This is a genomic window from Pantoea latae (genome assembly GCF_002077695.1).
Lineage (GTDB): Bacteria > Pseudomonadota > Gammaproteobacteria > Enterobacterales > Enterobacteriaceae > Pantoea > Pantoea latae.
In genome coordinates this window covers 30,964-55,811 of sequence record NZ_MWUE01000022.1, presented here as the reverse complement: position 1 = coordinate 55,811, position 24,848 = coordinate 30,964, and the positions used below count along the sequence as shown (strand labels likewise).

Below are 24,848 nucleotides of genomic sequence, written 5' to 3'. Positions count from 1 at the left end.
TCCTTATTTGCCGAACGCCGACAGAGCGGCTTCAAGAGTTTTGATATTTTCAGGGTTGATTTCGTCGGTAGCGCCCGGCATACCTTCAGGAGTGGCAGCAGCGCCTGGCTTGCTGCCGGATAAAGCTTTTAACAGTTTGCGCCGCTCAGAACGCGGGGTATCAGTCTTAGCCAGCAGCGCATCGAGCTTGCGCAGCGCCGCCTCAGGGCTGTCGTCGTCGTCGGAAATTTCGTCAGCGGAAAGGAGGCGATCGGCAAAACCTTTATCAACTGCGTCACTGCCGCCGATATAGGTTTCTCCGTCCATCATCGAGGCGACCTCCTCTTTGCTGAGGCCGGTTCGCACCGAATAGATATCGCCCATAGCCTTGTCGAAAGGCTCCATGTCCGACGCGATTTGCGCCAGGTCATGGCGATTACCCATCGCATAAACCCAGCAGTTGTGGATCATCAGGAACGCGCCGCGCCCGATCTGAATATCGTCCCCGGCCATCGCAATGATGGAGGCCGCTGAAGCCGCAAGACCCAGCACCTTCACCGTTACTTTTCCTTCGTACTCGCGCAGCAGGTTATAAATCGCCAGGCCTTCGAACATGTCGCCACCCGGCGAGTTGACATTGACCGTTACGTCAGCCCCGTTGAGCGAACGCAGCGCACCAGCTATGCGGCTGGCCGTTACGCCTTCTCCCCAGTAATCCGCGCCGATTACGTCAAAAATAGAAATGCTGTTGTCATCGGACTTGGCAGCTTTGATGCCGCCGTTCCAGCGTTCCATAGCGGCAGACGGCAGGTCCCGTTTTGAGAGCGCAGAAGGCCGCCCCGCCGGCGCTGCCGGAAGGCTTTTCAGTGTCATGGGAATAGCTCCTAAGCCGCCTGTTTCAGCGGGGATTGTTCGAACGGAATATCAGGAAAAACGAAGTTATGGACCTTGAGAAGGTTTGCCGCCTGCGCTGCCTTGCTGTTTTGTTTCAGGTCTTCCAGCGGCGTCAGGTTGAGCTGCACGGTGTAGAGATCACCACCTTCAATCGGAGGCATGTTCTCCAGGCGGCGAACGTCATTACGTGACATCCAGCCATTTTGCAGCGCGGTCGTGTAATACGCAGAGCGCCCGGCGCTGTCAGCGCGCAGTAGCCCCTCAACAGAGAATTCAGCAAACAAATCATCATCGCCATCAAGCAGACAGCGGGAAATCTCTTGTTCTATATTTACCAGCAGCGGGCGCAGCGTGTTGGTCAGGAACTGCAGGTTCATCCCCTCAACACTGGAAGCCCAGCTGCTTTGCTTATCCGCATGCCCCACCATAAATGCTGGCACGCGAAACCAGCGGCAGATTTCTTCAATGCTGAACGCCCGCGATTCCAGCATCTGCGCCGCTTCAGGGTTCATCGTGACGTTCTGATACTTCAGCCCGCCTTCCAGAACCATAATCTTTCCGGCATTTTTGGAACCGGTAAACGCCTGCATGTAGCCCCGCAGCCGTTCGCGCTGCTCTGCGTCCAAGGCCTGTTCAGCGGACAAAAAACCTGAACTTTGCAGCCCGTTTTCGAATATTTTTGCTGCTGACTCCTCAACGGCCATTGCCGCCCCGATAACGTCGCGCCCTTCCCTCATTGGCATCATTCCGCAGACACCATCAAGACCAAACCCGCGAATATGCATCAGGTTTTTTTCTGGAATAACTCGCTTCTGTCCGTTTTCGGTATAGGTGTATTCCAGCCGGCCGTTTTCGAGGCGCTTCACCACCATATTCTGTGGTAACAGCGGAACGAGCGAAACGAGCTTGCTGCCTATCATCTTTTTTTCAATGAAGGCGTTGCCGCGCAGGCAGATACTGGCCACCAGCATCAGCATGAATCGCGAAGGCGTCATTTCCATATTTGGGCGCCGGCATAGCACCTGATAGACCGGATGATCCGTTGCTGGCTTTCGTGAACCGTCTGCCTGCCGCGCGTAAATTTTAAGTGGCAGGGTTGAAACCGACTCGCTCAGAAGTCTGACGCAGGCCCAGACGGCAGAAAGGTGGATCGCTTTATCAGCCGACACCACCTTTCCGCTGCTGCTCATGCCTAACCATTCCTCCCAGAATGTCCCGGTCGTCAGACTGATAGGGACACCGAGCCAGTTAAGCAAGGCGCTTTTTACCTTGCCAGGCTGCTTATTCTTTTTCATCAGAAACCTATCATTATCGGATTTTCAAAGAAGCCGCTCAGGTCCTGCGCATCACCGCCGCCATTCACCAGAAGTCGGCTCTTGGCAGTGAATAATGCAACGGGACCGTCAATTTTGTTTTCCGGCGTGGATTTGTTCGGGAAGATGTTGTCATTTTTGTCAGGCTTGACTGTGATATTCGACATCATCCAGGTCATGACGGGATTCCCGTCATGATGAAATTTATTGCCGTATATCTCTGCCTGAACTGACTTCATGGACTCAGACAGGTTTTTGACCGTCTGCGGCACTTCAACCAGCGGTAAGCCTTCTTCGGCTAACGCCAGGCTAAATTGCAATGCGCTCCAAGGGTCGAATGCGATCTCTTTGATGTTCTCGCCTTTAACCCACTCCACTATTTCGGCTTTGATCACCCCATGGTCGATAACATCCCCGTCTGTCAGCTCAAGGTAACCGGCATCGGCCCACTTGCGGTAAAGCTCAGCAATATGGTTAGGTGCCGTTTCTATACGCCCCTCTGGCAGCCAGAAGCGGGGCTGCATATGCGTTTCCCCTGTAGGGTCACGCCAGGTTTTTACAGCAGCGCAAATATCAATTTTGTTTGCGAGGTCCACACCGACCCAAAGTGGCCAGCCTTTACGCTGAGCCTCTTCGGCAGTGGCCGTCATCTTCGCCCAGCGATCCATGTCCATCCATGCGCTTTCAGCTGTGACCCAGATGTTCAGATGCTTGGTGAAAAAGTTCGGGCGCGCGGCGACCTGCTCTTTCGCCTTTTTCGCCAGGCGGCGCATGTCATCCCAGCGCTTACAGACACCGAGTCCGGGGTTGGCTTTCGGCCAGTTCGCTTCATCAAAGGGATCGTCGTCTTCGTCCAGCGTGTAAATGACAGCAAAATACGTGTCATCGTCCACCACGCCGCGCAGCACCTTAATGGCGTAATCGCGCTGCTCGAAACAGATACCCTCTTTGTTGGTTCCCGCTGTGGTGATGGCGAACAGCAGCGACTGAAGACGCGCACCCGTTGCTGTTTCCAGCACGTCCCAAACATCACGGGTGCGGTGAGCGTGCAGCTCATCGACTATGCCGCAGTGAATATTCAGGCCGTCGAGGTTATTGGCGTCACTGGAAAGCGGCTCAAACTTCGAAGCCGTTCTCTCCTGGTGAATGTTCAGTTTGACGTGACCAAAAAGCCGCCCCAGCGTGCGGGGCGCTTTCTTAATCATGTTTTTGGCGTCATCAAAGACGATGCGTGCTTGATCGCGAGTCGTTGCAGCTGAATAAACCTCAGCGCCGCCCTCGCCGTCCGCGCCGGTCATATAAAGGCCAATACCAGACGAGACGGTAGACTTAGCGTTTTTACGCGCCACTTCGTTATAGGCAGTGCGAAACCGGCGAACCATAACCGGATCGCCGTCATCGTCCATTACCTGCTCGCCCGTTGTTTCATCAATCAGAGGGATGATGAAGCCAAACAGGTTTATCAGGATGAAGATGTGCCACGGCATAAGCTCAATCGGCTTACCCGCCAGCGCGCCTTTAACGTGCGGAACAAAATTATAAAAGTCGAGAATGTGCTGAGCGCGGTCCTCACTGAAGTAGATACCGCGTTCCGGCCCATGCTCTAAATCATTAAGGAATCGCTGACACGCCAGGCGCACCAGTTCGCCAGCAACAATCTCGCCAGACAGCACGCGCTCGGCGTACTGGATACCAGCTTGGACGGTTGCCATTCATCATTTGCGCTTTTTCAGAAATTCTTCCAGGGGATCGGCCTCAGCCGGACCTTTTGCGCCAACCTTTGATCGGCTGGACGGGGTCATACCGAATTCAGCGAGCATTGCCCTGATGCGCTTCCAGGCATCGGACTTCATTACTGCTGCAGGGTGTGCCTTCACGATCTCCTCGCCAGTAGCTGACACCGTTTTATAGGTGTATCCCTCCTCGGCCAGAACGTCGCAGTGTTGCCGGTACTCGGTGTAAGCCTCGATCAGCAATTCAAGCGCTTTGCCGTCGAGGGTGGTCATCACGCCGACCGCATCAAGCTCTTCGCCAATTCGCTTAAACCAGTACTTCCCCATCTTGTCGAAATGCTTCGGAATTGGGGGTACCCCAGAAGGCGGTTTTGGCTCTTTTTTATTTACTGCCCGTTTTGATGGGTTCCCCTTCACCAAAGCCAGATGTGTCGGGGTTTTCGGTGGTCCTGGCATAATCGAAAACTCCTATTAATTACTGGTTGGGGGACCCCAAAAAAAGTTTTCTAACCTGCGGCGGTGTGAAAAAAGGTTAGGCGGCGGTCCTTTAGACCCAAAGCCCTGAAGTTTTTACCCGCCCTATCCCCTGAATTTCCTTAAATGATATTTATTCTCACTTATGGCGATTCGGTCTGTAATTGCGCCCCAATCAGTCCAAAAGCTACCAAAGCTTCTCCTTCAGGATATTCGCTCAATACAACGCGCAGCTTATCTTCTGCTTGCTTCACTTTTACCTGGGATTCTTCAGGCATAGATGCAATCAAGCCTTTGAACATCAGCAGTGTTTGTTGGTCAGCATTCATTTGTTTCTCTCCGTTGCCGTCTTGGCTCTGTGGCATGACCAACATAAAGCCTGAAGATTACTATCTTCATCGGTGCCACCATGTGCCTTAGGTTTGATGTGGTCTACAGTCGATGCTGGTACCGGCCTGCCGTTCGCCAGGCACTGCTGGCATACATACCGGTCACGCTTCAGGATGCGTACACGAATAACATCCCACTTACTGCCATAGCCACGCTGGTGTCGGCTCTGTCCACGCTGATGCTGCTGCCAGCCTTCATTGCGATGGTCATCACAGTAGCCTGATCGGTCTGTTGTAGTCTTCCCGCAGCCAAGTTTTCGGCATGCGCGAGCGATAGCTGATGGCATGAGCGCCCCAATAAAAAACCGCCCAGAGGCGGCCTATTCATTCTTTTTTTACTTCACTATTTAAAGCGGCGGCGATAATGGATCGCTGTATAAAGTCTGGATTTTATCCTGTAATTTGCATGACGTATGATGACGAGCCATCTGGGATCTGCTTTAGGGGTATTGCAAAATTCGAGACGATGTAAGAGCGCGGTCCAGAAGCTTATCTGAACCTTTTTGTCAGGCCCAAGCTTATTCCTGATTGAGACAATAAGGCGATCGACCTCATGCTTGGTTTCCTTGAGGCTTTTGCCCGACTGGAATGATCCGGCCAGTTTTCTTAGCTCCATGGCAAAGTACTCAATATCTACCTCAGTTCCTTCCAAATTTTCCTCCGCTGAGTTAGCGTAAACTATGCATTTTCATTCAAATCACAATAATGCTGTTATTAATTAACCTAATTTTCATGTGATTTGATGAAGATATTTATGCCTTGCATTCGCTGCGCCTTTCTTACGGCTTACTTGCTTTCGGGCATAGGACATAACTGTCATCCAGTCTGGATCTGAAAATTTGTTAGCGTAAGCATGAAGGCTTTCGAAAAGCTCCGACCATTTCTGTAGCTGGTAATCACAGTCATACTGAAGAATAGATTCCATAGATTTTATGGACTTGTCCACCAAAGCCTTGATTTCTGACAACTCGGCGCCAGACTGATACTGTGCAGCCAGCTGTCGAATCTGAAGAGCATAAAACTCAGTGTCAAAATCGTTCCTAAGCAAAACGACCTCTATTATCATCTGGTCCATATCTGAACCCTAGCCCATGCAATCTCATCAGACCAGTTTTTAACTCAAATTTTGCAATATCCAGCGCAATTAATGCGTCACGCCGTACCATGCCTGCCAGCGATAGATGTTTAGCCGGAGCGCTCTCACGCACTCTGCGTTTTCCACATCGGATTGCAGGTCTGCATCAGTGTCGCTTCCCGCCTGACTGAGTTTGCACGGTGGGCTCATCAAATCCTGAGATATTGTTGGCAGCGTCGATTGCTCGCTGGCGCATGCTGACAGCATCATCATCAAAGCGGCACACAATACGATTCGGATACTGAACATATTTCACCACATCGCGGGTTATGGTTTTATATATGACTTTGCCTGCTGTATTGGCCGCAGCCGCTTTCTGCTCTGCTGGAACCAGTCTGGCTTCTGCCTTCTGTTTCTTCTGCGCATAGTCAGCATTTACCTTAGCGCTATGAGCATACCAGCCATTGAGGTATCGAATTTCCCCGTACCCCGTTGAAATTACAATCATCACTGCGATGGTTAGCAGGTATATGCGCCAGCTAAATGTCATTTGGACCTTCCGCGAGACACATGGAGCGCTCCATTTCACGGCGGTTCATCAGACCGTGCCACTTCATACCACCGGCATAGACCCAGCGGCGAAGCTCTTCACATGCACCAGCCTGGTCGCCAGCATTCAGTTTTCTCAGAAGAGATGATTTGGAGAATGCACCAGAGCCTACGTTGTAGGTAAAGCTGTAAAGCGAGGCGCGCTGATATTCATTCAGCGGCACCGTAACCAGGCTATCGACCGTTTTCTTTACAGGCTGCAGGTCATTCCACAGCAGGCGATCACACTCGCGGTCGGTGTACTTCTTACCTTTGATGATGTCGTTACCGGTATGCCCATCACAGACCGTCCAGACGCCAGCCACATCTTTATAAGGCTCATAAACGCGGCCTTCTACACCGTCTTTACCACCGATGAAGAGTGAGGCGATAAGCATCGAGCCGCCGCCCGCTGCGGCAATCAGTTTGTTTCGCAGACTGGCTGACATAGCCATAATTATTCCTCTCCCAGCTTATCGGACGGGATATAGCCGCGCTGCTCCAGCGCCCTTATCTGAGCGAGAGAAACTTTGCGCTTAAAATACGCGTTGATAGCAAACGTCATCAGAGCCAGAACAATACCGGCGATAACGCCTACCGCACTCCATTCATCCGGGCTGAGTCGCGTTAGTACGCCATTGGCTACAGCCGAACCAGCCGCACCGTATGCCGCTCCTGATGCTAGTTTGCTCATATGGTTGATACTCATGGTCACCTCCGTGGTTACGGTCGGTGCTGTCTGTAGTTAAAGAGAAATCCGCCTCAGCCACATCGGTTAAGGTTCAGCTTGAGTTGATTGGCCGGGCGCAAAAACGAAAAGGCCCGCCGAAGCGAGCCTTATGATTCTGAATAGTTAAGATATTGAAAATAAAATATACTTAAGACTGGTCCTACTGGTAAAGCTAAACGAATAGCCTACTATGCAGCCCGACGGATGATCCGTCAGAGGAACCTTGAATCTCTTTTAATCCCGCAAATTTATGCTCCTGGGCATTGCGGGATTTTTTTATCTATGTGATCGTAACATCTGATGGTTTTGAAATTGTTGTGATAAGCCTGCGGTGCCGGGTGCCTCCCGGTGACTCAGTAAGGCGAGAATCCTGAGTCGCTAAACAATCACTTCTACTGACCTAGCCCCGCCGCTGAGGGGGATTCACCGCATTAGCTCCAATCTAAATCAAAGAGTAACAATAAGATACCCTGACGCAAATCGCGGTAACAGCCTTGCCCGTCGGCAACAGGGTAAATTTAGGTATTTATCACAATATGAAAGGCGCTACAGGTTTGCAGTCCTGGACAGACCTTATAAGCGTCTGCGCTCAATGCCTTTGGTATTGTGTGGAAATAAAAAAAACCCCGCCCTTTGGCGAGGTTTCTAATTTAAGAAGCTATGCGTTGTTACCACTCTTAACAGATTACATATAGAAATTCGTAACGAAAAGCAGATTAAGCGATTTCTTTGAAAATAGTTTTCTTCGTGGCTTCATCCATTTCAAGGCAGCAATCGGTCATCAGTATGCAGGCGTCAATAAACGTTTCTGCGATCATCAGCTTTTGCCTGACTTTACCTTCGGAACATTTAAGCCAGCGAGCAATAGAGGACTTAGACACGTCATAGCGATAATGCGCCATGATTAAATCCAGTTCATCCAGCCGACCTACCTTATTGAGCATGCCGACCGCAGTATCAATAATCATGCCGTCATTATCGCAGCACGAAAGACGGCTACTGGTGCTTTTAGGCAGCAGTGTAATAAACATCGGGCTGGTTGGATTCCAGCTAACCTGAGTACCTTCATTTGCGGCCCAGCCGCCCCAACGCTCTAAAACCAGTTGAATGTCGCGCATATTAAATCCCTCTCCACACCTTTTATTTTTTATCTGACCCGATAACGCCAACTGCAATAGCGTGATCGAGGAACCTGAACAGCAGCTCAATCTGGCTGCCATATTTGCTTTCAAACGCCCTCATGTCCCGGTGCAGCTCGTCGTGATGCGCCCTGCAAAGCGGTATCACAAATAAGTCATGCGCCTTCGTTCCCATTCCTCCCTGTCCGTGTCCGATGATGTGGTGCGGATCGTCTGCCTGCTTTCCGCAGCATGCGCACTTTTGCGACTTTACCCAGCGCGTATACTTCTCGCTTTCCCAGCGCTTACGCTTTGGACGAAGCATAAACGACTCCGGCGACTCCGGGTCTGCCACAAGGCTGAAAACCTTCTTCACCACCTCTCCGGCCTCTTGCAATACTTCGCGCCCCGGCCGTTCTGGCGCAATCAGTGACTCCTTCAGCGTTCCGGTAGCAACCTGCTCTGCCTTCATCTTCAAAACGCGGCGCGCCGGCGCTTCGGGGATCAGGTCGATTATGTCCTTGATGGATGCCCACCAGCAAAGCTCAGGCAACGTCAGGGAGTGGTTAGCATGTAGGCCCATGTCGAGACAGGCGCTGTGAATGATCCATGCTGCGACGTTCGCGGCGGCAACCTCCTCCATTTCGCCAGACACGCCGTTATTGCGCAGCTTGTTGTCATGGTGATAGCAGAGCGATAACACGCCCTGTTCTGTTTCCAGCGTGGTTATTTCGTGGAAGTGGAAGCCGTCACCATCATCACACTGGCACGCGTTTATCTTTCCAACCCAGACAGTGAGATCAGGAAATCCACCAGCGGCGGCAATCACGCGTTCATCGCGGAAGAAGGAATTCAGCAGAGGCTCATCCAGCAATGGCTGATTGTCCTCGTTAATTTTGCCGGACGGAAGGTCTGCCATGTCGCCAGGCGGCGTGCTGATGAGTACGCGCCCGCGAAAGAGGCTCATCAGCTCTGAGCCAGGCTTGAATAGGACGATCCCGGTACGCGGCGCCACTTCCGGTGTGAGAAGCGCCCTCATGCATTACCTTCCAGAGATTTACGGAGGGCTTTCTTGGCCCTTTTATCTCCAATTAAATGAAGATATCTCAGAGTAAGCTCTGGAGAAATGAAAATGCCATCATTAGTCTGACTGTAAGAGCCTGGGTTGTCCGCTATATATTTTTTAGTCTCATCAAGCGCAAGGAACTGCTCTGCACTTAGGATCGTGTGCGCCCTTTTTTTTATGCGATGCGTAGATGAGCACCCAAAAGTTGTTACTTTGTTTTGTGCCGCCATGCTTAGTTACCTCCCGCCAGTTCTTTATCGTGAGTGTATTCGCCATTCCACGACAGCTTCATTGGCAGCTGGCCTTTGAGGTAGCGGCGATAAAGCCACACTGCGCCCTCGCGCAGCAGAACAGGCTGATGAGTTATGAAGCTGGCCGCCGATGACGGGTTAATCTGGCTACTCTTCTCTGTGAGGTATTTATCGCGCGCTTGAGAGCGTACTCGCCAGTGAGCATGGTTGCCGTTAGGGTTGTCGTCATAGAGCCAGTTGGACTCCTGCAGGTATGCGCTTACCCTGCTGACGTTCACGCCGTTCAGACGTTTGCAGAACTGGACAGGAGAGAGCCCATCGCTAAACAGGTTTTCAAGGTGATCGATATATTGCGCCTGACGATGGGTCAGTACTTCCGCCTGCTGTTTCGCTTCCATAGCATCAGCCCATGCGCGCGCCAGCTTAATCGGATCATTCATGTCCGGCAGCAGAAGCCCGCCGACCTCTCTGAGACGAAAATAACTGTCCTCCAGCCCTTCAAAGAATGTCCATGCCTCATCCGTATCGACGATTTTGGACATGCGCGCGGCTCCCTTCTCTGTCCATAGCGTCAGGCTTCTGGCTTTGGATGAAATTTGTGCGTGACTATTAGTCACTCGCAAATCGCGTAGCTCGTCGCCATCCACGGTGAAGATATGAATACCTTCCTCAAAACGACCAGCGTTGCGTGAAAGGTTTTTGCGGATGTTGGCTTCGTCAGTGCCATAGCCTCTGGCCAATAGCTCTGTCGTGATTACACGCTGATCGCGGTACATGAGAACGGGAACGCTAACTGAAGCGTTCGAAGAGATAACTATAGGGTTTACGCCAGACGCAGCTGCGCCCAGTACCTGATTCGGCATATTTTGCTCTCCACACCATTTGTTTTATCCGGTCCCGCCCCCTCATCTGCAAATGAACAGGACCAACCTTTGCCGACAGCGTCTGCAAACGCTGGCTGGCTTAACCATCATAACGGCTGCGTTAGTATTTTCACGACTTTGATGAAATTTATGGTTTTCTTACTGAAAAAATAAGAAGGCGGTTTAATACTTTGCTTTAAAGTCCTCATACCTTGTTCCGGTACTAAGAGAATCTGGAAAATTGCGGATTTGATAAGCAAATCAACACAAAACAACTAAAACCAGACGATGACAAAATTTCATCAAAGCAAATCTGTACAACTTATTTAATTTTGTATAACTTACACATCAGAGACAGTGCTCACCAAATATACAATGGAGACAATCATGCACCAGAATCCACAGAACACGGGTTCCCAGGGGAACATTGCCGCCTACTTCAGCCGCGCTACCATGCCTTCTCAGCAGGAAACGCTCGGCGCTATCGCGGTAGAAATTTTACGCTCAGGCCGTTCACTTAACCGTAAAACTATCTGTATGCGCCTGCTTGCGCGCGTTGATGCAGCAACCTCTCAGGAAGAGGAGCAGCACCTTCAGGAACTCATTAGTTTGCTCTTCCGCGACTGACATCTCCCGAACAGGATTTGCAGCCGGAGGGGAGATAATTTCTGCCAGGCAGGCAATACATGTTCAGAGGTTATAGATGAAAAGCAGTAAAGACGAAGTACTGCGCGACGCGCTCATTGGTGAAGTTGTCCTGGCGATTCTCAATGAGCAAGCCGCGGTATCGTGGAATGCGGTACTGACAAAGCTTCAGGCAATACTTAATGGCAAGCATGATGCAGAAAGGACCCGACTAGCGATGCTTGCCATTCAGGAAGTCAAAGCAGAAATGGACCTGAAGCGCTCGAAGCAAACTATCACTGCTGACAGCTTTTTAAGCGTTGCAGCAAACAGTCAGGACGACAGCACGCGGCACTAAGTTGCGGACGTGTACGAAAAACATCAGAAACGACACGGGTCGGGAGAAATATTGATTATGCAACAGATGTTGTTTAAAACTGACCTCGTGCTGATGGCCCTCATAAAGGACATTGGGGATAATTTTGAAGATGAGAAGCATGAGCTTGATAACGCTGTCAAAATGTCACTAATCAACACCGGAAACGTGTCACTAAAAAACATCCTTTTCTGTCTCATAAACGAGATGGAGAGCACGAATGACGTGGTCCGTCTGGACACTTTGCGCAACTGCCTCGAACTTCTTTTACACCCTGAATCATAGACGGGAAAATCAAGCCGGTAAGCTTGTCTGCCGGCTTGATTTAATGCATCTTTCTCATGAGCTTATCAATTAGTTGACTGCACTGGAGTCGGGTTTTTTCGCTGTCTGCATTTACGCTCATTCGGTGCAAGGCTTCAATCAGCTCGTGCAAACTGAGACCGATGTCCGGGCTTAACATTCCCACCACGATCTTTCCCAGCAGAGCGTGCAATTCTGTTGACGGAGTATCTTTTTCCAGTTCCAAAAACTCCTCCCTGTCATGTATATGCATACAGCTTAACATTTAGCCCCTTCAAGGCCATCTAAAATTTTTTTAAGCTTTCAGAGGCATCCATGCTTACCCAGACCATATGCGGCAATAATGAGACTGGCCCGCATTTTTCTTTACAGCGAACTGAGGTAAATTAACCCCATTTTTCATGAAGTAACGTTTAATATTCGTACAGTAGCGATAGAAATAAAATGACTATTGTCGCATTTTAGCTAAGTGAAAAAGATAAATAGCCAGTGCCATTCGAAGGGTCAAATCGTTTTTGGCACGCGATGAGGGAGTAATTACTCGGATTATTATGCGATCTGTTTGCCCGAAGACGACTACAGTCAGAGGTGAGGTTGTCATTAATCGTACTTATGGAGGATTTACCGTGTTACTTCAAAACGACGAGAAAGGCCACGTCATTATTGGCGAAGCGGCACTGCATCTTGCACTGGCCAAGAAGGAGATATCCGTTCTAACTCTGATTGCCGAGCTAAGACGTATGGCTGTAGATGTTAAAAGCGACGGACGGCGAGTCCAGCTAACAGAGGCTAGAAAATGGCTTCAGGGGTTTATCGTACCGGGCAGAGCTAAACAACCTATGCCATACCTGCAAGTCCTTGCAGGCCTGAACGAAGAAACGAAATAACGCCAGTGGACGTAGTCCGGCTCCGGCCGGGAGACGACGATGAAAGATGACCTCATCGGTCACGCGAAAGCGTGTACCGGCCGGAGAAACTGTCAAGGATGACCCCCGGCTCTCAAGCACTGATCAAAACTTTGTAATTGTCAGCTCTGCTCTGCCTCCCTTGGTAAGTTCGCCCCATTCTACAGTGAATCTTTTTATCTGACTGTCGTCGCCCCATATGCCAGCATGGGTAAGGCTGTCAAACAGCGCTTTCTGGTAGTTGTCCAGGTCTCGCCGCCGCTTGTCAGGTGGATATAGAACCACATTAACCTCAACGTCCACTGTAATCGGCTGAGGCGCGCGCTTGAGCTGCTCCACGACAGCTGCGAAGGTGTTGATGCGAAAAGAGCGCCCGAAGGCGCTAATCTTCATACCCTGCTTGGTGGACCGCCAGTAACCGTTAACGCTCGGTGGGAACGGCAGAGTTAGCTTCATGCTCCCCCTTGATTGCTGCGCTGATTCCAGTTGGCATAGGCTTCTTTCTCTGTCATGGCCCGCTTAGCGGGGCCATTAGCGCCACATGCCCAACAGTGAACATGCAAAAAGCGGCTTCTGAGATGCTTTTCACTGTGAAGCAAGTCTGCTCGCCCACAGAACGGGCAAGGCTCAAGCGCCATATTTGGCGTTTGGCTGATTTCTGTTGTTTTCATGCTGTACCGCCCATGTCTGGGATAGTCATTTGATTTGCCAGCTCAGCGACCGCGCCGCGCAGCATGCGGAAGTTTTCCCAGTTTGATCGGTCCGTCCGCTCCACCAGTGCGATAAACTCTGCCATTGTCATTGCCGTATCAATGCGGGTTTCAATCTCAACTGAACTGAAGCGGTTGAACTTCTCCATTACCTCTGCTTCGCCCATATCGGGATACTGAGCAGCCACCCACGCTTTCAGCTCCGTGTTCTCTAGCTTTTTCTGCTTCAGGCGCTGTGCTTTTGCAAGAATCTCCGCCGGCACTACCACTACCGTTGGATTTTCGAAAGAGTCCGCCGCCCAGATGTGTGCGTAACGGGATTCCTGAAACGGGTAGATGTCTTTGTCGCCAAACATCGCGGCTGCACAGGCCCAGACTTCCACGCCGCTTTGCTCAAGGATGCCAGCACGGGTAAGCGGCATGTTTTCGTCATACTGGCTATCTGCGTTAACAATCGGCTGAGAGGCGCCGGCGGGAATACCTGAGCGGTATTCAGAGATGATGGCCATAACTTCTTCAACACATTTCGGATCGATAAACAGCGCTGCGTGTCCCTCGTCCGTCTCACCGATCTGCGCATCACAGAGCAATTCGATCAGGCGGCGGGCGCGCGCGGCGCTGAACTGCGGCATCGCATCGGCTTTGGTCAGCTTCTTCTTGCCGGTTGCCTTCGCCTTATCCAACTGAGTTCTGGCTACGGTTCCAGCCTTTACCCCATGCTCGCGCACCAGCGCCACGGCGGTCGTCGCGGCAACCTCTTTGTTTTTCACCATGGCGATCAGCTCATCACCAGACGTCAGCAGCTGCAGATGATGTTCCACGTCAGCGATAGAGCGCTTAACCTTCTTCGCTATTTCTGCCGGTTCCATGCCCTGATTACTCATGCGCTGATAGGCTGCGGCGCGCTCCAGCGGTTCCAGTGCGCGCCCCTGGCTGCTCGTGACCATGAAAGCGATGCGATCTGATTCGGAGCCCACGAAGTCTTTGCACTCCAGGCGGATATCGTAACCAGCCTCTTTCGCCAGCTTCGCGCCGTGGTAGCGGTGATGACCGTCGATAATCTTGATGCCCTGCTCAGTGACCTGCACAGCGAGCGGAGGCACGTGTTCACCAGCGATGAAGGCATCGCGGAATTCTTCAACGTGGGTCTGGTCAATCTCTCGGATGTTGTAACCACTTTCGACGTACAGTTCATCGACGCCCAGCAGGTAAGTTTTGCGAGTGGTGATGTTGGTTTCGGTCTTTGCTTTGTTGTCGTAGATTCTTGCTAAGTTTGTCATTTGGTTGCCAGCTCCCAAGCCAGGGTAACGATCAGCGCGGCGATCATCAGGGCCGCAGTGCGAATGCTTTGGTAAAAAATCACGTTGCGCTCGTAATGGCGCAGTACACGGGCTTTCATCAGATGCCACCCCATGCGTCGGCGCTCGGCTTCGGCCTTAAGGCTTTAGCCTTCTGCATGCACATCCGCCGGCGCGCTACAGCCTGATCACGAAAGCGAGGTTTAGCCGTGGCGTCCATGGCGTTCAGCCAGACCGTTGCCGCGCGGCTCCAGCAATTTCTCGCCTGCAGCGCCATGGCCAGCTTACTAAGCCGTGCGTATTCGGCGTCGATTGAGGTAGCTTCCTCAATCAGGAAATAGCGAAACTTCGTGTCGAGATAGACCTCGCCCATCGCCACCAGCCTTTTCGCTGCTTCGCGTACAGTCCGCACGTTCGCCTTCATCCCTTTCGCCAGCTCAGCAGCAGTCAGGCCCGCATAGTTTTTCAGATACGCCAGAATCATTTGTTCGGTATTCATCGTCGCGTCTCCTGTTATTCGCTACGGAAGCCATCGGGAATTGCGTAATTAGCGCTGGGCATTTGCATCACATCGCGCTGCCATTTGCCGTTCACGCATGGTGGGCGCCCTGATTTATCCCACTTGGTCGCAGACTGGAGATAGCCAGGGAAGTTTTTGGGTATGAACAGAGTTGCTGGGCGCAGGTACTGGGCCTGCTCAGTGTTCTGCCAGTGTGCGTTTTTATAATCGACCACCAGCAACAGCTCACCGAGCTCATAACCTTCTGCCAGCCGCGCACGGATATTCTCCAGGGATGATTTGCAAACCTGAAATTTGGCGCCGGTGGTCATATTGAGGTGAGCCAGAACCTTCTTAGCGTGATCAGTCAGTTCAACGTCGCGGTCGGGTTGCGCAGCAACCTGACAAGAAGTCTCTGTTGTAATCTCTGTAGTAGTCTCTTGGTAATCTACTGTATGAATGATTGCGGCTTTCCCGCACACTGGCGAGTGGCTTTCACGCAAACTTGCCTGCGGCATGTCCGCATTCTTGTTTGCGGGATTGCCACTTTCTTGATTGCGGGATTCACGCATACTGGATTGCGGCCTCTCCTCACTCTTTAGTAGAAGCGCCTCTAAGCGATCAGCTTTAACCCTAAAGAAAAGTTTTGCAGGCACGCCCCGGCGAGCTTCTTCTAACACGCCGGCTGATATTAGACGGCGGCGAGCGGTTTCCTGCTCTTCACGAGACAGACCAGTCTCACTTTTGATTTCTTTTTGAGTTTTATAGAACCAAGAGCCGTCCATCCTGTTATGCCAGTAGACCAGCTGAGAAAGCAGCACGGCGCCAGTAACCCCACCAAAGCGAACAAAACACGCCTGATAAGCTATTGGCCGATCCAGAAGTGAAATCAAGTTGCTCATACTGCCACCCTGCAGCCTGCCAAATTGAATTGCCCCACAGCTTCTTCAGTCTCGCTGTGGTTGCGGACTATTCGCTGGCCGCTTACTATTTCCTCATATCGGAACGATGCGGGACCTTTACCCCCCTTTATCGGGAAGCAGTAAAATTGCCGTGCAACCGGTTTTCTGGTTAAATTACTCATGCGATTATTTCTCCACACCAAGTGATTTGGTCGCAACTGAACGCTCCGGGCTGCAACCTGGGGCGTTCGCCTTTTCTGGGGGGCAAAAAACGCGATAAAGCAACGTAAGGTGCTCCTGCCATTTAGCCATTACCTGATAGCTGTTCTCCTCAATCTGTTCCCTCTCAGCCTCATCAATCACGCCATCAGCGGTTGCTTTGCGAATGTAGGCAGAATGCTTGCCAATCCACTCAACTGACTCCATCAGGCGCTGATTGATATCTGCGTTATCTACATCCTCAATGTCCACCAGCGGGACGTTGACGCTGTTTGACTGACGTGACACTGCGTCGGCGATGTGCTTTGTGCCGCTTGCCTGCTGCAGAACCATCGCCCAGCCCATCGGGAAAATCTGATCGCCATTGGCGCGCAAGCGGTTGAACAACGCATCTTCAGTTACACCCAGCCATTCAGCTGCTTCTGCGTACCCGCCCGGAAGACTTGAAATAGTCTTCTTAATTGCTGCCACCAGCCATGCCGGTTGCTTTTCTATTTGCCAGTGCTGCTGATCCACGGTTGAGCCCTCTTTCCTGTGGTTAAAATTAAAAAGCTGTCGATATAGACTTGTGATCACACTTACGATTTGCAGGGAACGGCTTTACTTCTTCCGCTGAAATTGTTCCGTCTTCATGGAGAATCACAGTGATGTCACGCTTTAGAGAAATCGCTTTGAAAATCGCGCTTTGGTAAACGCCTAAATCGGTAGCTGCCTTTGTCTGACCGAACTGCTCTACATAATCTTTGAGTTTTATTCTCTGGCTCATAATCATCTCCTAATGGATAGGCTCAATTATCACCGCTAGAGGTAAAATAGTCAACACTGGCGGTGTTAGTCTTTTATCCCATGCGGTGATAAATTTCACGTATGAATGCAAAGAAAAAACCGCTCACTACTGAGCAAATCGAAGATGCGCAAAGGCTGAAATCAATCTATGAGCGCAAAAAATCTGAGTTGGGCATTTCCCAAGAGTCGGTGGCGGACGCCTTAGGCGTTGGTCAGTCAGCAGTTGCATCATTGTTGAATGGCGTAAACGCTCTAAATCCCAGCAACGCCTCAGCATTAGCAAGGTTTTTGAAAGTTAATGTTGGTGAGTTCAGTCCGAGAATCGCAGCTGAGATCGCTGAAATGTATCAGTCGATTGGCGAGGAAAGCTCTCGCCCGAATCATTATGAATACCCCCTGTTCACTTATGTCCAGGCTGGTGATTTTTCTGAGGTGGGTAGTTTTACATCTAGAGATGCGAAAGCATGGGTGCCGACAACCAAGAAGGCCAGCGATAAAGCATTCTGGCTTGAAGTCAAAGGTCACTCAATGACCGCGCCGCAGGGCGTTCGCCCAAGCTTCCCTGAAGGCATGCTGATTTTGATAGACCCAGCAGAGCCGGTCGAGACTGGCGATTTCTGTGTGGCATCAGCAAACGCTGACTCTGAGGTAACTTTTAAGAAGTATGAGAAGGATGCCGGTGTAAGCTATCTTGTGCCGCTCAATCCGTCCTATAGAATTCTGGACTGTGACCACAGCTGCCGCATCATAGGGAAAGTAGTTAAGGCTCAGTGGCCGGAGGAGACATTCTGCTAAGGAGATAGCATGTCAGTTTATGCGAAGATAGCATTTCCGATGTTTTGTATTGCATTCGCAATGTTCTACCTGGCTCGCAAAAAGCGTGACAAAAACTACCTGATTCCGGGCGTTGTTCTGTTAGCTGCTGGAGTTGTGAATGCGGTAATTGCGATTACTGCAGGTTAGTGGCCGGAAGAGACGTTTGGGTGAGTTCAAAAAGATAAGAATTTTTTGAGCACAAACGCGTTGACGGCAGATCAGTGATGCACAACAATGAAGTTGTGATAATGGGATTTTTAATCTGATGTTGAGGCTGTAAATAATCCATGGGCAAAGATAACCGCCTGACCTTAAAACTTGATGGAACAAGCCCAAGCGAGCTTAGTATGGCGCGTCTTGGCAAGTATCTATCAGCACTATCTGACCTATATGGCTCGGTAGATGCCGTTCACTTTAAAGATGTGAGCGAGGGGTCAGCATGTCTGAACACTTGGGTTGATAACCAAAGCTCATATAATGCGGTTATACAACGCTCAATATCTCAAGCAGCTACATCTGGAAGCTCATATTTAAAATTAGTTTCTCTTTTGGCCCAGGACGGCTTTGAAGCCAAAATAATTAATCAAGATAAAGTTACTATCCTTGAATTCCCATCATTTAATGAAGAAGCACCATTGATCATCCGAAAAAAAGGTCGTGTTCAAGGGAAGCTTTATAATGTTGGTGGTAAAGATGATTCGGCGCCAGTTAAACTTGAGGGCGCTAATGGGGAGACTTATCATTGCGAAGCCACGCCAGCCCTAGCTGCTAAGTTAGGTGCATTGCTTTTCAAGCAACTGCGAGTTTCAGGTGATAGCGAATGGATAAAGAAAGATGGCAAATGGAAGCTTAAAAAATTAATAATTGACTCCTACGAAGTTCTTGAAAAATCCAATTTGAAGACTGCTTTTAAGGCATTACAGAATGCCTCTGGTAATCAATGGAAAGAAGAAGATGACGCTCAAGCCATCTTGAAAGCTTTAAGGGCGCTAAATTGCGAATAATATTCGATACCAACATTTTGGTGCAGGCCATCACAGGTATGAAAGATGGATGCAAGCTAACTAACCCTGAAAATGGATTAGAAATCCCTGATCCTTCAAGAAGGGTCGAAGCCTTAATCGATATGGTCGAAAGCAGTGGCGGTTCGATAATCATTCCCACTCCTGTTTTAGCAGAATACCTCGTAGGAATTGATAAAAAAGAGCACCAAACTCATCTGAAGTTGATTCAGCAGCAAGCTTGCTTTGAAATCGCCAGCTTCGATGAAATCGCAGCCTTAGAATGTGCTCAAATGCCATCCATAAAAGAATTAAAACTTATGATGCAGTCTGATACTGCGAATAAAGTGAAATTTGATCGGCAAATCATAGCTATAGCTAAATCTCTTAATGTTGATGAGGTTTGGACCCATGACAAAGGCGTATTTAATCGCTGCAAAGAAATAGGGATTGTAGTTAAGTCACTTGCAGACATAGACCCGGCCCCAATTCAGGGATTGATTGATTTGGGGCAAGATCTTTCTTCCAATCTCCACTAATTTCTATTCAGCCCTTCCTGCCGATAACATAATGTCCAAAGAGACATGGCCTGAAGGCTAAAAAAGACTTTATACAGCATCTCTGCCCGCCTCGTGCTGGCTTTTTTGATGCTGCTCTAAAGTTATCAGCTATGTCGCCGTTAACCTCTTTGCTCTGGTATTCAGTGGCACCCATAACGACAAGACAATATGAAATAAAGCTGGTTGGCCCGCTATGCGCGGGCTTTTTTCTTTTCAATACATCAACTAACATAATCCTGACGAGTAAAATTACTACGCTATATTTCACAACAACGTAGCGGCAGTAGCCTATGCTTTGAAAGCACATTATTTGCTGTGTGCGATGGCTTTCCCCATTGGAATTTGTGTCTTCTTGCCCGCCATAGAGCGGGCTTTTTTAAGCCAACTCCTCTTGCCAGAACAATCCTAACTTCATGACTTGTAGGACCATTCCCACATCGCAAGACCTCACACACTCCTAACCTGTAATGGCTACACGCATACAGGATGTTGCGCGTAAGCTGTACGAGATTTGCAGGTTAATCCTGTGCTGAACCACTTTGCCCGCCACTGAGCGGGCTTTTTTGTCTCTGCAGCGTAATGGCTAATTTAATCAACCGCTACGCTTGTATAGTGAAGCTCGGTTGTTACTATGAGTAGACTAGCCAGATAAATCGTGTGTCATGGGTGGGATTCTAAAAGCAACTCGCTATCTACCACGTTGCCCGTCATCTCTCCTCGAGTGACGGGCTTTTTTTTGTGTCCACACCTGTATCGTGCTGTGTTGAGAGCAAAAGTGTCCCGTAGTATCTATCTGTTGCAAAAGCTATATGGTGGCAAAGCCAGCTAGGCTGGCATTCTGGATTTCCCTTTCATCTTGAACGAATTCATGCCCGTGTAAGGCGGGCTTTTTTATACCTACCGATCCAGCACTCTCGCCGCAGCTTCCATTGCTTTAGTCAGTAGCTCAGAACGTGCAGGGTTCTTCGATGCCAGCGCCGTTCTGAGTGCATCTGCTATCACTATCTGCTTCGACTCAACCCCATAATCGTGAAGCGTGAAAACCACGTCGCCTACTACTCTGCACATCTCATCATAGAGCTCATCTGATTGCTTGCTCATGAAACCTCCGCTCAAGAAGCGCCCAAAATCACGCTATCACATGCTCAATTTAATAATGAAGCCTTCAAAAAAATTTAATACTAGACCAATCAATAACATAAACACCGCAGGATATATAATATCTCTAGCGGTGTTGACGAATTTATCACTTCCGGCAATAATGAATTCATCAATAGCGAACAGGCAGGATGCCCACGAGGTATCTGATCGGGGCACATGACAGCCGGGATGGTTCGCTAAGCAAGTTGCAGTGACGTGAGGGCAGCACTGTGAAAATGATTAAGAACATGTCGAATACAACGCTCTGGGACCTGATCACTTTTCTGTACCTGTTCCCGGATGCCGAGCTGGTTTGCGATGGGGATATGGGGATCGTGTTGTTGGAGTGCTGTGTCGATAGCCCGGCAGCGAAGCCGGTTTTTTGATGGATGACGCTGTGTTTTTTGGCGGTTTCTTCAGTTCGCAATCTGATTTGACCGCCCTCTTTTTCACAATGAAAAGGGCATTTGCAAAGCGGGTGCTTTCGAGCGCTTTAAAGACGTGGAGTGAATGCCCTCCTCATTGTGGTGAATGCGGCTAGCGCACGCGGAGAACTGGCATCGTAACTATCGTGCGATGCTCGGAGTCTAAAGGTCACCGCTCTGGAGTTTGTCAGTTCGGCCAGAGCACCGGGAGGCACCCGGCACCACAATCCTCTTTTCGGTGTGGAGAAATCAGGCAGTGGGTTATTGCAGTAACCCACCAGCCCTTTAAACGAATCCCTCAGTTTTTTATTGCCGTCACTGGCAAGGAATTCATGCAATCAAAAATCGTGTAGAGAACATATGCATAAGCCTAACGACGACATCAAGGTCGGGATCATCATCTTCCCCTATTCCAGCATTTTAAAGGGATGGATCGCCCCAGACGGTGAGCTGGTAAAGAACCCGATTAAAGCTCAGCGCATGGCTGAGGAAATGAACCGCAGCATCACCATCCACTGAGGCGCCCCCAACATGCTCAACGCAAAATCGAATAAAGAGATCGTTGCCGCCGGCCATGCGTTTGCCAAGAACGTGTCAGCTGATACCGGCTTGATGGACATGGCCAAGATGGTCAGCGAGCTTGCTACCCGTCTCGACGTAGCGAACGCTCGCGCCAGTGTGATGGCAGGTGAAGTGCTGCGAATTAACAGCATCATGCCGGACGCCATCGCCGCACTGAACGCCACCGGCGACCATATGAGTCTCGTTGCCAACCTGAACGCCACCATGGTGACGCCAGCTGCAAACGAGTGGATTAAGGCTCTCCAGGCTGAAGCAGTCGTGCAGACGCGTAAATACGTCCAGACCATGACTAACCACCAACAGCCCGGCGTATCTCACGTTATTAACCTCATCTCGCAGCTGGAGATGGATATGCTTCGCGTCGGCGCCGGTAAGGAGGGTGAGTGATGATCCACTATCACGGAGGCCCGATTACACCTGACCTTGCAGCGCTGAAAGCCTGGCGCGGCAGGCATGCCTTTATCTCGTTTGCCCATCCAGAGCAGCTTGGGCTGGCGTCTGAAGCATGCCAGTCCTTTGCGCTGGACAACGGCGCATTTACGGCGTGGAAAGCAGCTGGTAGAAACAAAATAGACTGGGCCGATTATTACGAGTTCGTAGCGCGCTGGAAAAATCATCCAGGCTTCGATTTTGCGATCATCCCTGACGTTATTGATGGCGGTGAGGCAGAGAACGAGGCATTGCTGGATGAATGGCCGCACGGTGATTTCTACGGCGTTCCGGTGTGGCATATGAACGAAAGTGACGAGCGTTTCATTCGGCTTTGCAATGAGTACCCTCGGGTAGCGATCGGCAGTTGCGGCGAGTATGACGTGAAGCGGCCAAATCTCGCCGTCGCGCGGATGAAAGACCTTATTCGCCACGTGACCGATGCTTACGGACAGCCGATCGCTAAGATCCACGGTCTGCGCATGCTCAACCCGCAGATTTTTACAAAGCTTCCGCTCGCGAGCGCGGACAGTACCAATGTCGCGCGCAACATCGGGATTGATAAAGCATGGTCTGGCGCATACGCGCCGGCTTCAAAAGAAACCCGCGCGGCCTTGTTAGTTGAACGTATCGAGTCGCATAACAGCCAAGGTTCACTGGTCTATTGCGAACAGCGGGACCGAATTTCTTTGCAAATGGCGCTGGAGGTGTAAATGCCTAAATCCCCGGCCGAACGCAAAGCCGCGCAGCGCGCACGCCAGGCCGCCAGCGGCGAAAAAAAGCTGGAGCTGAAGCTGGATAGCCAAGAGGTCGAGATGCTGGCGCAGAACTGCGCCGCCCGGCGCCCTGGCCGTGAGCCGTATACGCTGAACGAGTACATCACCATGCTGATACGCAAGGACGCGGCTGAGCTGGCGCAGCAGCTGGAAGAGCTGGCGAAGCGCCAGTGCGGGAAGTGTGGTGATCGTCTGCCGGTAGCTTCCTGCCCCTGCCAGGGTGATTCGCAGTGCTGGGCCACTAGCGGCTGGCTTGAGACAAAATTAAACATTACGCCGTGACACGTCACGATTGATTAGCCTGTTGCAGCAGGAGTGGAGAAAATAATGAATTCAGATTTTATGAGCGAACAGGAAGTGATGCAGGAGATCGGCAAGGCGCGGACGGCACTCTGGCGCCTGCGTAAATGTCACGGTTTTCCGTCGCCGGTTCTTACCCACCCAGCGCGCTATAGTCGAAAAGCGGTGCAGCGCTGGATTGAGTCAGGCGGAGTTAACCGAGCTGTTTGACATGCCAGAATATCTTATCGGCGTAGAGCTCATATGCTTTACGCTGCTCTTCTAACCAGTCGTGCTTGTTATAGACCGCCATCACCCCACCCAGCTCATGCCCCAGCATCTTCTCCGTAACGTGAGGCATAACCCCTTCGCTGGATAAATTCGTCACAAGCGAGCGCCGGAAATCGTGAGTGCGCCACTCGGGTATTTCAATTCCGCTACGTAATTTCTTCATGTAAAGGTTCGACGACGATCTGTCTATCGCCTTATCTAGCGCCTGCCCCGGAAAAAGTACGCTATTTTTTGTGGCCAGGAGCTGCTCTATGTAAGGCCTCACCTGTTCAAATATCGGGCGCCGGATAACGTTCCCCATCTTTGAATGAGCGGCCGGCGTGGTCCAAATCAGATCATCCATATTGAACTCTGACGCCGTTGCCAGGCGTAGTTCTGACAGCCTGGCTCCCCAAAGCAACAGCAGTTGATGAAGCATGCGGTTTGATGTGACGATTTTGCTGTTCTCAAGCGCCAGCCAGATTTTTGCCAGCTCGGTGTAAGTCAGCACGCGATCACCCACATCAGGCTTTTTCCCGATGTTCTTGACGCTAAGCTTTGTCAGCTCACATGAGGGGATCAGCTGCCGGCTAATGCACCAGTTGATGACAGACCGCAGCTGTAGCAAAAGCACCCGCGCCTTTTTCTTATTCAGCTTTTCCTGCTTATCGAAGAAGAGTACCCACTGCGAGACGGGAATGTTGGCCACAGGCATATCTTCAAATTCTGTGTACATGGTGTTGTACACGACAGATTTGTACAGAATGCGCGTGTTCTGTTTTAGCCCCTCTACGTACTTCTCCCACCACTGGTCAAGGCACTCCTGCAGCGTCAGCTCACCCTTACTGCTGGCAAAGTAGGTTTTAGGGTGAATCCCCTTCGTGTACAATCCGCGCATCTCGCCGACAATGACGCGCGCGTCTTTGAGGGATGTGCCAGGGTAACGGCCAACCGTGAGGCGTACAGGCTTACCGTTCCAGCGGAACCGGAACTGAAAAGAGATCGTGCCAGTAGGTGTAATGCGCGCGCTCAATCCATCCCCGTCAGTGACTTCAGCGGGGCCGCTGTAATGTTTGCCGTTAATGCTTCTGAGTTTGGTATCGCTGAGCGCCACTGTCTTATGTCCTGTACACATAGGTCTGACGCATTCTGTACTCAAAGTGTACGCAAAGGCAAGTGAACGAACCCATTTCCATATGGTTTACATCGAAACAAAGTAAGATGATGTGAAATGTAAGGGTTGTTAAAAACTCAGGTTTTCCGGTAGTATAGAAACCAGTTCGCACATCGTTGAACTCGCCGAAACGATGTCCCCTTAGTTAAATGGATATAACGAGCCCCTCCTAAGGGCTAGTTGCAGGTTCGATTCCTGCAGGGGACGCCATGGTTCAGTTCGCTACTCTCCGTACAAGTTCGTAAAGTCCATACAAAGCAACCTCTTCCCTCTACATCCACTCCGCTATCGGTTGTCCCGG

37 protein-coding genes and 1 tRNA gene are annotated in these 24,848 nt (G+C 50.6%); 13 read left to right on the top strand and 25 right to left on the bottom strand.

Annotation, left to right across the window (positions count from 1 at the left end):
- Window positions 1-3 precede the first annotated feature (3 nt).
- From B2J69_RS14250 to B2J69_RS14185, 14 genes are all read right to left on the bottom strand, one after another.
- Window positions 4-852: a head maturation protease, ClpP-related gene (locus B2J69_RS14250; protein WP_081140255.1), complete on the bottom strand. Its 849-nt coding sequence runs from the start codon at window positions 850-852 to the stop codon at window positions 4-6.
- 11 nt (window positions 853-863) lie between these two features.
- A complete protein-coding gene (locus B2J69_RS14245; RefSeq protein WP_081140253.1) occupies window positions 864-2,168 on the bottom strand; it encodes a phage portal protein in 1,305 nt (434 codons plus the stop codon).
- Window positions 2,168-3,898, bottom strand: a complete 1,731-nt coding sequence (locus B2J69_RS14240) for a terminase large subunit (protein ID WP_081140252.1) — start codon at window positions 3,896-3,898, stop codon at window positions 2,168-2,170. The genes B2J69_RS14245 and B2J69_RS14240 overlap by 1 nt, the downstream gene beginning before the upstream one ends.
- Before the next feature lie 3 nt (window positions 3,899-3,901).
- Window positions 3,902-4,375 carry a phage terminase small subunit P27 family gene (locus B2J69_RS14235; protein WP_081140250.1) on the bottom strand — a complete coding sequence of 158 codons (474 nt, stop codon included), beginning with the start codon at window positions 4,373-4,375 and terminating at the stop codon, window positions 3,902-3,904.
- Window positions 4,376-4,536: 161 nt separating this feature from the next.
- Window positions 4,537-4,722 carry a hypothetical protein gene (locus B2J69_RS14230; RefSeq protein WP_081140248.1) on the bottom strand — a complete coding sequence of 62 codons (186 nt, stop codon included), beginning with the start codon at window positions 4,720-4,722 and terminating at the stop codon, window positions 4,537-4,539.
- Complete coding sequence (locus B2J69_RS14225) at window positions 4,719-5,069, bottom strand: HNH endonuclease (protein ID WP_081140246.1); 351 nt, start codon at window positions 5,067-5,069, stop codon at window positions 4,719-4,721. Before B2J69_RS14225 ends, B2J69_RS14230 begins: the two co-directional genes overlap by 4 nt.
- Before the next feature lie 443 nt (window positions 5,070-5,512).
- Window positions 5,513-5,857 carry a hypothetical protein gene (locus B2J69_RS14215; RefSeq protein ID WP_081140242.1) on the bottom strand — a complete coding sequence of 115 codons (345 nt, stop codon included), beginning with the start codon at window positions 5,855-5,857 and terminating at the stop codon, window positions 5,513-5,515.
- Window positions 5,858-6,023: 166 nt separating this feature from the next.
- Window positions 6,024-6,407, bottom strand: coding sequence for a hypothetical protein (locus tag B2J69_RS14210; RefSeq protein ID WP_081140240.1), 384 nt, complete (start codon window positions 6,405-6,407; stop codon window positions 6,024-6,026).
- Window positions 6,397-6,900 carry a lysozyme gene (locus B2J69_RS14205; RefSeq protein ID WP_081140238.1) on the bottom strand — a complete coding sequence of 168 codons (504 nt, stop codon included), beginning with the start codon at window positions 6,898-6,900 and terminating at the stop codon, window positions 6,397-6,399. The genes B2J69_RS14210 and B2J69_RS14205 overlap by 11 nt, the downstream gene beginning before the upstream one ends.
- Before the next feature lie 2 nt (window positions 6,901-6,902).
- A complete protein-coding gene (locus B2J69_RS14200; protein ID WP_081140236.1) occupies window positions 6,903-7,154 on the bottom strand; it encodes a phage holin in 252 nt (83 codons plus the stop codon).
- Window positions 7,155-7,891: 737 nt separating this feature from the next.
- Complete coding sequence (locus B2J69_RS14195; protein ID WP_081140234.1) at window positions 7,892-8,293, bottom strand: antiterminator Q family protein; 402 nt, start codon at window positions 8,291-8,293, stop codon at window positions 7,892-7,894.
- Between the two features lie 22 nt (window positions 8,294-8,315).
- Window positions 8,316-9,332 carry a DUF968 domain-containing protein gene (locus B2J69_RS14190; RefSeq protein ID WP_081140232.1) on the bottom strand — a complete coding sequence of 339 codons (1,017 nt, stop codon included), beginning with the start codon at window positions 9,330-9,332 and terminating at the stop codon, window positions 8,316-8,318.
- Complete coding sequence (locus B2J69_RS23885) at window positions 9,329-9,589, bottom strand: hypothetical protein (RefSeq protein ID WP_143806298.1); 261 nt, start codon at window positions 9,587-9,589, stop codon at window positions 9,329-9,331. Before B2J69_RS23885 ends, B2J69_RS14190 begins: the two co-directional genes overlap by 4 nt.
- A 2-nt stretch (window positions 9,590-9,591) precedes the next feature.
- Window positions 9,592-10,473 (bottom strand): ORF6N domain-containing protein, encoded by an 882-nt coding sequence (locus tag B2J69_RS14185; protein WP_174580911.1) that lies wholly within the window; start codon window positions 10,471-10,473, stop codon window positions 9,592-9,594.
- Window positions 10,474-10,860: 387 nt separating this feature from the next.
- Between B2J69_RS14185 and ycgZ the strand changes: the two genes are divergently transcribed.
- The 3 genes from ycgZ (at window position 10,861) to B2J69_RS24550 (ending at window position 11,758) form a co-directional block, all read left to right on the top strand.
- A complete protein-coding gene (gene ycgZ / locus B2J69_RS14180; protein ID WP_081140230.1) occupies window positions 10,861-11,100 on the top strand; it encodes a regulatory protein YcgZ in 240 nt (79 codons plus the stop codon).
- A 76-nt stretch (window positions 11,101-11,176) separates the two neighbouring features.
- Window positions 11,177-11,455 (top strand): hypothetical protein, encoded by a 279-nt coding sequence (locus B2J69_RS14175; RefSeq protein WP_081140228.1) that lies wholly within the window; start codon window positions 11,177-11,179, stop codon window positions 11,453-11,455.
- A gap of 57 nt (window positions 11,456-11,512) precedes the next feature.
- A complete protein-coding gene (locus tag B2J69_RS24550) occupies window positions 11,513-11,758 on the top strand; it encodes a biofilm development regulator YmgB/AriR family protein (protein ID WP_081140226.1) in 246 nt (81 codons plus the stop codon).
- Between the two features lie 40 nt (window positions 11,759-11,798).
- Here the strand turns inward: B2J69_RS24550 and B2J69_RS14165 are convergent, their stop codons facing one another.
- Window positions 11,799-12,002: a hypothetical protein gene (locus B2J69_RS14165; RefSeq protein ID WP_143806297.1), complete on the bottom strand. Its 204-nt coding sequence runs from the start codon at window positions 12,000-12,002 to the stop codon at window positions 11,799-11,801.
- A gap of 400 nt (window positions 12,003-12,402) precedes the next feature.
- Between B2J69_RS14165 and B2J69_RS14160 the strand changes: the two genes are divergently transcribed.
- The gene (locus tag B2J69_RS14160; RefSeq protein WP_081140222.1) at window positions 12,403-12,663 is read left to right on the top strand and encodes a hypothetical protein; all 261 of its coding nucleotides are present in this window, start codon (window positions 12,403-12,405) and stop codon (window positions 12,661-12,663) included.
- A 123-nt stretch (window positions 12,664-12,786) separates the two neighbouring features.
- Here the strand turns inward: B2J69_RS14160 and B2J69_RS14155 are convergent, their stop codons facing one another.
- The 8 genes from B2J69_RS14155 to B2J69_RS14125 all read right to left on the bottom strand — a co-directional run bounded on the left by B2J69_RS14155 (window position 12,787) and on the right by B2J69_RS14125 (window position 17,075).
- A complete protein-coding gene (locus B2J69_RS14155) occupies window positions 12,787-13,137 on the bottom strand; it encodes a RusA family crossover junction endodeoxyribonuclease (protein ID WP_081140220.1) in 351 nt (116 codons plus the stop codon).
- Window positions 13,134-13,319 carry a Lar family restriction alleviation protein gene (locus B2J69_RS24545; RefSeq protein ID WP_407944748.1) on the bottom strand — a complete coding sequence of 62 codons (186 nt, stop codon included), beginning with the start codon at window positions 13,317-13,319 and terminating at the stop codon, window positions 13,134-13,136. Before B2J69_RS24545 ends, B2J69_RS14155 begins: the two co-directional genes overlap by 4 nt.
- 29 nt (window positions 13,320-13,348) lie before the next feature.
- Window positions 13,349-14,671: a ParB/RepB/Spo0J family partition protein gene (locus B2J69_RS14145; protein WP_081140216.1), complete on the bottom strand. Its 1,323-nt coding sequence runs from the start codon at window positions 14,669-14,671 to the stop codon at window positions 13,349-13,351.
- Entirely contained in the window at window positions 14,668-14,790 is a 123-nt protein-coding gene (locus B2J69_RS24455) for a hypothetical protein (RefSeq protein ID WP_269087941.1), read from the bottom strand. The genes B2J69_RS14145 and B2J69_RS24455 overlap by 4 nt, the downstream gene beginning before the upstream one ends.
- Window positions 14,790-15,188 (bottom strand): PerC family transcriptional regulator, encoded by a 399-nt coding sequence (locus B2J69_RS14140; protein WP_081140214.1) that lies wholly within the window; start codon window positions 15,186-15,188, stop codon window positions 14,790-14,792. Before B2J69_RS14140 ends, B2J69_RS24455 begins: the two co-directional genes overlap by 1 nt.
- A 14-nt stretch (window positions 15,189-15,202) precedes the next feature.
- The gene (locus B2J69_RS14135) at window positions 15,203-16,090 is read right to left on the bottom strand and encodes a conserved phage C-terminal domain-containing protein (RefSeq protein WP_081140212.1); all 888 of its coding nucleotides are present in this window, start codon (window positions 16,088-16,090) and stop codon (window positions 15,203-15,205) included.
- Window positions 16,091-16,276: 186 nt separating this feature from the next.
- Complete coding sequence (locus B2J69_RS14130) at window positions 16,277-16,825, bottom strand: YmfL family putative regulatory protein (protein ID WP_081140210.1); 549 nt, start codon at window positions 16,823-16,825, stop codon at window positions 16,277-16,279.
- A gap of 28 nt (window positions 16,826-16,853) precedes the next feature.
- Window positions 16,854-17,075 carry a Cro/CI family transcriptional regulator gene (locus tag B2J69_RS14125; RefSeq protein ID WP_010246577.1) on the bottom strand — a complete coding sequence of 74 codons (222 nt, stop codon included), beginning with the start codon at window positions 17,073-17,075 and terminating at the stop codon, window positions 16,854-16,856.
- A 101-nt stretch (window positions 17,076-17,176) separates the two neighbouring features.
- Here B2J69_RS14125 and B2J69_RS14120 point away from each other — a divergent pair, with 101 nt between their 5' ends.
- The 4 genes from B2J69_RS14120 to B2J69_RS14110 all read left to right on the top strand — a co-directional run bounded on the left by B2J69_RS14120 (window position 17,177) and on the right by B2J69_RS14110 (window position 19,451).
- Window positions 17,177-17,890 carry a LexA family protein gene (locus B2J69_RS14120; RefSeq protein WP_081140208.1) on the top strand — a complete coding sequence of 238 codons (714 nt, stop codon included), beginning with the start codon at window positions 17,177-17,179 and terminating at the stop codon, window positions 17,888-17,890.
- 9 nt (window positions 17,891-17,899) lie between these two features.
- Window positions 17,900-18,058: a hypothetical protein gene (locus B2J69_RS24095; protein ID WP_158083437.1), complete on the top strand. Its 159-nt coding sequence runs from the start codon at window positions 17,900-17,902 to the stop codon at window positions 18,056-18,058.
- 140 nt (window positions 18,059-18,198) lie between these two features.
- On the top strand, window positions 18,199-18,915 hold the full coding sequence (locus B2J69_RS14115) for a hypothetical protein (protein WP_081140207.1): 717 nt from the start codon (window positions 18,199-18,201) through the stop codon (window positions 18,913-18,915).
- Between the two features lie 38 nt (window positions 18,916-18,953).
- A complete protein-coding gene (locus B2J69_RS14110) occupies window positions 18,954-19,451 on the top strand; it encodes a PIN domain-containing protein (protein ID WP_236722735.1) in 498 nt (165 codons plus the stop codon).
- Window positions 19,452-20,369: 918 nt separating this feature from the next.
- Here the strand turns inward: B2J69_RS14110 and fumD are convergent.
- The gene (gene fumD, locus B2J69_RS14105) at window positions 20,370-20,573 is read right to left on the bottom strand and encodes a fumarate hydratase FumD (protein ID WP_081140203.1); all 204 of its coding nucleotides are present in this window, start codon (window positions 20,571-20,573) and stop codon (window positions 20,370-20,372) included.
- A gap of 824 nt (window positions 20,574-21,397) precedes the next feature.
- Here fumD and B2J69_RS14100 point away from each other — a divergent pair.
- Genes B2J69_RS14100 through B2J69_RS14085 form a run of 4 tightly spaced genes read left to right on the top strand, consistent with a single transcriptional unit; the run spans window position 21,398 to window position 23,106 of the window.
- On the top strand, window positions 21,398-21,556 hold the full coding sequence (locus B2J69_RS14100) for a DUF1317 family protein (RefSeq protein WP_081140201.1): 159 nt from the start codon (window positions 21,398-21,400) through the stop codon (window positions 21,554-21,556).
- 12 nt (window positions 21,557-21,568) lie between these two features.
- Window positions 21,569-22,006, top strand: coding sequence for a hypothetical protein (locus B2J69_RS14095; RefSeq protein ID WP_081140199.1), 438 nt, complete (start codon window positions 21,569-21,571; stop codon window positions 22,004-22,006).
- The gene (locus tag B2J69_RS14090; RefSeq protein WP_081140198.1) at window positions 22,006-22,761 is read left to right on the top strand and encodes a hypothetical protein; all 756 of its coding nucleotides are present in this window, start codon (window positions 22,006-22,008) and stop codon (window positions 22,759-22,761) included. Before B2J69_RS14095 ends, B2J69_RS14090 begins: the two co-directional genes overlap by 1 nt.
- Window positions 22,762-23,106 (top strand): hypothetical protein, encoded by a 345-nt coding sequence (locus tag B2J69_RS14085; RefSeq protein WP_081140196.1) that lies wholly within the window; start codon window positions 22,762-22,764, stop codon window positions 23,104-23,106. It begins immediately after the preceding gene.
- A gap of 211 nt (window positions 23,107-23,317) precedes the next feature.
- On the opposite strand, the gene B2J69_RS14075 is transcribed toward B2J69_RS14085, so the two are convergent.
- Entirely contained in the window at window positions 23,318-24,487 is a 1,170-nt protein-coding gene (locus B2J69_RS14075; protein ID WP_081140193.1) for a tyrosine-type recombinase/integrase, read from the bottom strand.
- A 195-nt stretch (window positions 24,488-24,682) separates the two neighbouring features.
- Between B2J69_RS14075 and B2J69_RS14070 the strand changes: the two genes are divergently transcribed.
- Window positions 24,683-24,757: transfer RNA gene (locus tag B2J69_RS14070), tRNA-Arg, on the top strand.
- The last annotated feature ends 91 nt before the right edge of the window (window positions 24,758-24,848 follow it).